We start from the raw sequence: 1328 nt of genomic DNA on the forward strand, positions 1-1328 counted from the left end.
AAAGACGTTATTTCAGCGATAGAGGCTGGTTTAAATGCGGTTTGGTTTAACCCTCGAGGTTTGGAAAAAGAAAGTCACTCCAATTTTAGAACGATCTCTCAGCTTCATGAGTTAAGCATATAACAAAGCCATCAACACGATGCTTATAACATTCGGCGTTTTTGGTTTGAAGTATAATTGCTTTTGAAAGTTGGTCGTCAGCACGTGTTATGGCGGCGTTATACCGTTTTTAGGCTCAGGAGGGCATTTGGATATTTTTAATAATCGAGAGTTAGCTACAGCTACTCTGGTCATTGTTGTCTTCATTTGGACTTCGATAAAAAGTAAGGAAGTTCTACCGGCTATAGAGTTAGTCCTAAAATCTTTTTGTCAAAAAGCCATACTGATAACTACTGGCACTCTACTTTTATATATTTCAGTTGTCGTATATTTACTTTATAGCGTAGATGTTTGGAATGCAGGGCAACTTAAAAATACGATACTGTGGTTTGTGTTTATTGGCTTTGTTCAGCTTATGAATACGACTAAGATCACCGAACCCAAAGAGTACTTGAAAGCATCGTTAAATTCTCAAGTTAAGCTGATTGTACTAATTGAGTTCCTAGTAGCGTTTCATTCCTACGGTTTTATAACTGAATTATTTCTAGTAACGACAGCTACACTATTTGCGTGTTGTAGTGCTTTTACCGAAGGTAAACCAGAGTATAAGCAAGCACAAAAAATATCTGACTATATTTTAGCCATAATGGGAACTTTGATTTTCATCGACTCAATCTTAAATATATATAATGAGCCAGGTAAGTTTATCAGTGTTGATACATTCAGGGATTTCTTGGTTCCGATGTTGCTGTCGGTATCTTTACTACCATATGTGTATGTATTTTATTATCTTTTGGCTTACGAGAGGGCGTTTGTTATAACCCATATCTATACTGACTCTAAACAACTTCAACGGTACGCAAAAATACGATCATTTGTTGCCTTCAAAGGGAAGCCCAGCCTTATCCATAAGTGGCTGATCTACTCTTGTACTCCAGAGTTTGAGTCAAAAAAAACGATCCGAACCTCAATAGATAAATTTAAAGAGCAGCAGCGTAAATCAACGGTATAACAAATGCATCAACACGATTTGCTACATTCGGCATTCTAGGTTTCTTTGGGTTTACCGCATTAAGTGGTAAATTTAGGCTTAATCTGCATGGTAGCAAACGTGTTATGCAGGCGTTATATGCAAGGAGGCATTATGAGAAAAGCTTATCTGTTCGATTGGGGTGACACTTTAATGGTCGATTTTCCAAATACTCAAGGAAAAATGTGTAATTGGGAAA

At 37.0% G+C, this 1328-nt stretch carries 1 protein-coding gene and 1 pseudogene; both read left to right on the forward strand.

Going from position 1 to position 1328, the window contains the following annotated elements:
• The first annotated feature begins 247 nt into the window (after nt 1-247).
• Nucleotides 248-1111, forward strand: coding sequence for a hypothetical protein (locus HC728_RS19565; RefSeq protein ID WP_069582294.1), 864 nt, complete (start codon nt 248-250; stop codon nt 1109-1111).
• Nucleotides 1112-1243: 132 nt separating this feature from the next.
• Nucleotides 1244-1328, forward strand: a pseudogene (locus HC728_RS20210) (HAD family hydrolase); the annotation flags it as partial.

It is taken from the genome of Aliivibrio sp. S10_S31, from assembly GCF_014694495.1.
In the GTDB taxonomy this organism is placed as follows: Bacteria; Pseudomonadota; Gammaproteobacteria; order Enterobacterales; family Vibrionaceae; genus Aliivibrio; species Aliivibrio fischeri.